This window comes from Methylobacterium sp. WL120, from assembly GCF_008039465.1.
GTDB lineage: Bacteria > Pseudomonadota > Alphaproteobacteria > Rhizobiales > Beijerinckiaceae > Methylobacterium > Methylobacterium cerastii.
Genome location: NZ_VRUT01000236.1, coordinates 1 through 5,250 on the forward strand (window position 1 = coordinate 1; position 5,250 = coordinate 5,250).

The 5,250-nt window shown below is 71.0% G+C and carries 6 protein-coding genes and 1 pseudogene; 3 read left to right on the forward strand and 4 right to left on the reverse strand.

The window, feature by feature from the left end:
* The 3 genes from FV229_RS28520 to cysS form a co-directional block, all read right to left on the reverse strand.
* Positions 1–457: GGDEF domain-containing protein (locus tag FV229_RS28520; protein WP_147754536.1), on the reverse strand; the 457-nt coding region annotated here is incomplete at its 3' end.
* Positions 457–657, reverse strand: coding sequence for a hypothetical protein (locus tag FV229_RS25105; protein ID WP_147754537.1), 201 nt, complete (start codon positions 655–657; stop codon positions 457–459). The genes FV229_RS28520 and FV229_RS25105, both read right to left, overlap by 1 nt.
* 371 nt (positions 658–1,028) lie before the next feature.
* Complete coding sequence (gene cysS, locus FV229_RS25110; protein WP_147754538.1) at positions 1,029–2,405, reverse strand: cysteine--tRNA ligase; 1,377 nt, start codon at positions 2,403–2,405, stop codon at positions 1,029–1,031.
* Between the two features lie 377 nt (positions 2,406–2,782).
* Between cysS and FV229_RS25115 the strand changes: the two genes are divergently transcribed.
* Positions 2,783–3,133, forward strand: a complete 351-nt coding sequence (locus FV229_RS25115) for a hypothetical protein (protein ID WP_147754539.1) — start codon at positions 2,783–2,785, stop codon at positions 3,131–3,133.
* 63 nt (positions 3,134–3,196) lie between these two features.
* Here the strand turns inward: FV229_RS25115 and FV229_RS25120 are convergent, their stop codons facing one another.
* Positions 3,197–3,724 (reverse strand): CreA family protein, encoded by a 528-nt coding sequence (locus FV229_RS25120; RefSeq protein WP_147754540.1) that lies wholly within the window; start codon positions 3,722–3,724, stop codon positions 3,197–3,199.
* Between the two features lie 172 nt (positions 3,725–3,896).
* Between FV229_RS25120 and FV229_RS25125 the strand changes: the two genes are divergently transcribed.
* Both FV229_RS25125 and FV229_RS25130 read left to right on the forward strand, forming a co-directional pair.
* On the forward strand, positions 3,897–4,961 hold the full coding sequence (locus tag FV229_RS25125) for a DUF2865 domain-containing protein (RefSeq protein WP_147754541.1): 1,065 nt from the start codon (positions 3,897–3,899) through the stop codon (positions 4,959–4,961).
* A 74-nt stretch (positions 4,962–5,035) separates the two neighbouring features.
* Positions 5,036–5,250 (forward strand): annotated as a pseudogene (locus tag FV229_RS25130) (hypothetical protein); the annotation flags it as partial.

Below are 5,250 nucleotides of genomic sequence, written 5' to 3' on the forward strand. Positions count from 1 at the left end.
CCTCGCCGAGGCGCCGGCCGACCTCGCGCAGCAGGGCGTCGCCGGCCGCGTGCCCGAGGCGGTCGTTGACCTGCTTGAAGCCGTCGAGGTCGAGGTAGAACAAGGTTCGCTCGGGGCCGGTCGCCTGCAGCGCGTCGAACGCCTCCTCCAGGCCGCGGCGGTTGACGAGTCCGGTGAGGGGGTCGGTGATCGAGCGGCCGTGGCTCTCCAGCTCACCGAGGATCGCCTGCACGGTCACCGCCCGGTGATGGCGCGGGATGCCCAGGTTCATCAGGATGAAGGCGGTGGTCTGCACCGCGATCAGCGGCAGGAACGCGACATGCGCCGCCAGGAAGGTGGTCTTGTCGCTCATGTCGACGATCAGGATCTGCGCCATCGCATAGCGCCGAGCCGCGAAGTTCCGGCCGACGATCCCGCTGATCGCCCCGAGGCCCGACGCAAGCACGACGATCGACATCACCGTGTCGTCGGACGCGACGGCGAGGCGATGGTGGCGCCCTGCAGGCAGGTCCAGAGCAGGCCGGTGGCGAAGACCGGCCCGGACGGCGCGCCGACTCGCCGCAACAGCACGAGGCGGAGGGCCAGCAACAGCAGGTCGAGGAACGCGATGACCGTGAAGACCGCCTGGTCCGACCGTAAATACGCGACACCGGCCACAGCGATGGTGTTGACGGCGCCGACGACGGGGGAGCCCTCGGACGTGAAGAACCCGGCGGGCAGGCGCTGCTGGACCGTGTCCGGCAGATCGGAACCGATCTCGGCGAGCTAACGCAGGACGCGATTTCGAGGCGCAGGGTACATCGTCGTGGCCTGGTTCGGGTGCTGAGAAGACCGCACCCGGCAACACTAGGACCAGACAGTGGAGATCCTATTCAGTCGAATCGGACGTTCGTCTCGTTCCCCGACGAAACTCCAGGGACTTTCACTACCCGAGAATACAACTCAAAGTCTTTATTACAAGATGCTGACGACGTCTTCGACAGGATGGATCACGCCATCGCGTCGCTGGAGCCGGCCGGGGTGCGGGCCTAGACCACGCTCCAGGTCGTGCCGTCCTTGCCGTCCTTCACCGCGACGCCCATCGCCGCCAGCGCGTCGCGGGCGCGGTCCGAGGCGGCCCAGTCCTTGGCGGCCCGCGCCGCGGCGCGATCCGCGATCAGCGCCTCGATCGCCGCCACGTCGAGGCCGGAGGCCGCGACGGTGGCCTGGTCGCGCTCCGAGCGGGTCCGGTCGAGGAGGCCGAGCAGGTTCGCCCCGGCCCGGAGTTGCGCGGGGTCGTCGAGGCGGTGGATCTCGGCGAGCGCCGCGGCGGTGTTGAGGTCGTCGAGCAGCGGCTCGAGCACCGAATCCGGTGCCTCGGCGGCGGGGGCGGCGTCGCCGACGGCGCCGTACCAGCGGTCGAGCATCCGCCGCGCCTCCTCGAGGCCGCGCAGCGTCCAGTCGATCGGCTGGCGGTAGTGCGACTTCAGCATGGCCAGCCGCACGACCTCGCCGGGCCAATCGTTCAGCACCGCGCGCAGGGTGACGAAGTTGCCGGCCGACTTCGACATCTTCTCCCCCTCCACCTGGAGGAAGCCGTTGTGCAGCCAGGTGTTGGCCATCACCGGCGTGGAAAAGCAGCAGCGGGACTGCGCCACCTCGTTCTCGTGGTGGGGGAAGATCAGGTCGATGCCGCCGGCATGGATGTCGAAGGTCTGCCCGAGGTGGCGCGCCGACATCGCCGAGCACTCGATGTGCCAGCCCGGGCGCCCGGGCGCGGCGATGCCCGACGGCGAGGGCCAGGACGGCTCGCCCGGCTTCGAGGGCTTCCACAGCACGAAATCCAGCGGCGAGCGCTTGTAGGGCGCGACCTCGACCCGGGCGCCGGCCTCCATCTCGTCCAGCGGCCGCTTCGAGAGCGCACCGTAATCGGGCATCGAGGGCACGTCGAACAGCACGTGGTCGGCCGCCACGTAGGCGTGGCCGGCGACGACCAGCCCCTCGATCATCGCCACCATCTCCACGATGTGGTCGGTGGCGCGCGGCTCGATCATCCGCGGGCGCTCCCCGGCGACGTTGACCGCGTCGGGCATCAGCACGCCGAGGTCGGAGAGGTCCGCGTGGAAGGCAGCGAGCGTGCCGTCGGTGAGTTCGCGGATGGTGATGCCGCGCTCGGCCGCGCGCGCGTTGATCTTGTCGTCCACGTCGGTGACGTTGCGGGCGTAGGTGACGTGGGCCTCGCCGTAGAGCCGGCGCAGCAGCCGGAACAGCAGGTCGAAGACGATGATCGGGCGCGCGTTGCCGATATGGGCCGCGTCGTAGACCGTCGGGCCGCAGGCATACATCCGCACGTGGCTCGGATCGATCGGCGCGAACGGTGCCTTGCCTCCGGTCAGCGTGTTGTAGAGCCGCAACATCGGCGCCATGAAACGTCCCTCGTCCTTCGCGGCCGCGATCCCGGCGGCGCGGCCTGCGCCCGGTGCCGGGCCGGCGAAAACTCTCGTTTGCCGTCAACGCCCTGGGCACGGCGCGCCGCCCCCGCCCGCGGGACCGGGCGCGACCCGCCCCGCCGCATTGCCGCCGGCTTCGCGCCGGGCCGTGTTGCGGATCGGCGACGGTCCGGCGGACCGGATCGGGCTACCCGAAATCCGTCAAGAATTCGAGACCGGCGCGATCGGCCAAGCGGACGAAACGCGGTCGACGCCGGAAAGCCTTTGTTTACCCCGCCGTCGGATTTTGGCGCTCGCTCACGATCCGCACGCAAGACTTCGAACCAGGGCCCCCCCTGAACAAGGACGTATCCATGCGACGCTCGGCTGCCGGACTCGGCGCACTCGCTGCCGCTGCCCTCCTCGTCACCCTCGCGCAGGGCGCCTTCGCCGCGGGCGACGGCGAGACCCCGGCCGCCAAGGCGGCGCCCCATGTCGAGAAGACCTTCCTGATCCCGTCGAGCGACGGCTACGGCGTCGGCGAGTGCCTGACGAGCCCCGGCAGCGAGTGCGGCCAGGTCGTCGCCAACGCCTGGTGCGAGGCGCAGGGCTACGCCACCGCCAACGCCTACGGGATCGCCGCGGCCGAGGAATACACCGGCGCCATCGACCTCCCCGTGACGAAGCCGGCCGAACGCCCGATCCGCATCACCTGCCAGGATTAAGCGCTTTCGGGATTTGGGCCGAGCCTTTCCCTCCCCCGTGGGGAGGGAGGGACGGTGCGGCGCTCAGCCTTTCAGGAACGCGCCGCATTTCGGCGGCGGCTCGGTGCCCCAGGGCATCAGTGGCACGCTCGACGTGGAGTTCTTGGGCGAACCCTGGATCACCCGGTCGGAATAGACCATGTAGATCAGCGTGTTGCGCTTCACGTCGCAGCCGCGCACGATCTGCATCGACTTGAACACCAGCGAGCGGCGCTCGCTGAACACCACCTCGCCCTGGCCGAACTTGCCCGAGAACTGCACCGGCCCGACCTGGCGGCAGGCGAGCGAGATGTCGGACACGTCCTCGGCCAGGCCGAGCGTGCCCTTGATGCCGCCCTTCTCCGGCTGGGTGTACCAGCAGGCCACCCCGCTCACGATCGGGTCGTCGACGCCGTAGACCACGAGCTTGTCGTTGGGCGTGAGCGGGCGCCAGACCGTCGACTTGTCGAAGATCCGGTCGGGCTCCTGCGCCGCGGCGGCCCCCGCGAGGCCGACCAGCGCCGACAGGAGCAGCGCGGCCCGCGCGCCGCGTGTGAGACCCCGAAGCAACATCGTTCGCCATTCCCCCGCTTGTGTCGTCGCGGGCATGTAGGAGGGCTGTCGCCGATGCGCGAGGGCGTTTAAAAAAGTTAAGCCCGCCGGGGCTTCGTTTCCCGGCGCCGACCTTCACGACGCGGCGAACCGTTCACCCACCGCCCTGCGCCGAACCCCCGATCGTTCAGCCATGCCGTCGACGCGCCTTCGATTCCGCACGCTCCGCCGCCCGCTCGCGATCCTCGCGCTGTGGCTCGGCGCGACCGTGGCCGTGCAGGCCCAGGACCAGATCCAAACTCCGGTTCCGGCCGCGGAAAATTCCGCCCCGGCGCCGAGCCGCCTGCCGAGCGCGGCCTGCCTGCGCTACCGCTCCGAGCTGGCGAGCCTGAGCAACGGCGCCAGCACGGTGCGCGCGCTGCAGAGCGAGATCGGCCGGCTCGAGGCCTATCACCGCTCCTTGAACTGCGAGGGCGGCACCTTCCTGTTCTTCGACACGCGCCCCCCGCAATGCGGCGCCGTCGAGCAGCGCATCCGCGCGCTCAACGCCACCTATGGCGGCGCGGCGATCGACGACACCGGCGCCCGCCGCCGCCAGCTCCAGGGGCTGGTCGCCTCGTCCTGCGCCGACACGGCGCGCGTCGACCCGGCGACCGGCGAGACCCATGCCCGCGGCGGCGCGCAGGTGATCTGCGTGCGGACCTGCGACGGCGCCTACTTCCCGATGCGCAACCTGCCCGAGGGCCGCACCGGCGCCGACGAGATGTGCCAGGCGCTCTGCCCCGGAACGGAGGCCGCGGCCTACTCGATGCCCTATGGCGACGACGCCCTGAAGTCGGCGGCGACCGTGAAGGGCAGCAAGGCCTACGTCTCGCTCGCCAACGCCTTCAAGTTCCGCAAGGCCTTCGTGCCGAACTGCTCGTGCAAGCCCGCCGACAAGACCTGGGCGCAGTCGCTGACCAAGGCCGAGAGCATGCTGGTGCGGCACAAGGGCGACATCTTCGTCACCCCGATGCAGGCCGAGGCGCTCTCGCGCCCGAGCCCGAAGGTCCGCCTCACCCTCGTCGGCCGCGCCGACCGGACCGCGGCGGTGCTGGCCGCCGACGCCGCCGAGCGCTCGGGCCTGCCGGTCGAGGTGGCGGGCAAGCCGGCGCCCGACCTGTCGACCGAGCCGTCCGGCACCGCCGAGCGCACGGTGCGCATCATCGCCCTCGACCGGATCGGGCCGGCCAAGGCGTCCTCGGCGAATCCCCCCTGAGCGGCGCCGCGCCGGAACCATCCCGGCGCTCGTGGGTTCGATTGGGCTTTCCACGATCCTTCGAGGCCGACCGAATGCGGACACTCCGCCTGCTGCTCCTGACCGGCACGATGCTGCCCGGGCTCGTCCTCGCCGCACCCGCCTTCGCCCGCGAGGACGGCGCCTCCGGCACGATCCTCCTGGCGCAGGGCGGCCCCGACGAGCGCGGACCGCGCGGCGGTGAAGACCCGGGCGGACGCGGCGGCGAAGGGCGTGGCGGCGAAGGTCGTGGCGGCGAAGGGCGTGGCGG

Coding starts and splice junctions, on each gene's coding strand:
- FV229_RS25120 (WP_147754540.1), bottom strand. CDS start 3,724: ATGTTGCTTCGGGGTCTCACACGCGGCGCGCGGGCCGCGCTGCTCCTG.
- FV229_RS25115 (WP_147754539.1), top strand. CDS start 2,783: ATGCGACGCTCGGCTGCCGGACTCGGCGCACTCGCTGCCGCTGCCCTC.
- FV229_RS25125 (WP_147754541.1), top strand. CDS start 3,897: ATGCCGTCGACGCGCCTTCGATTCCGCACGCTCCGCCGCCCGCTCGCG.
- cysS (WP_147754538.1), bottom strand. CDS start 2,405: ATGGCGCCGATGTTGCGGCTCTACAACACGCTGACCGGAGGCAAGGCA.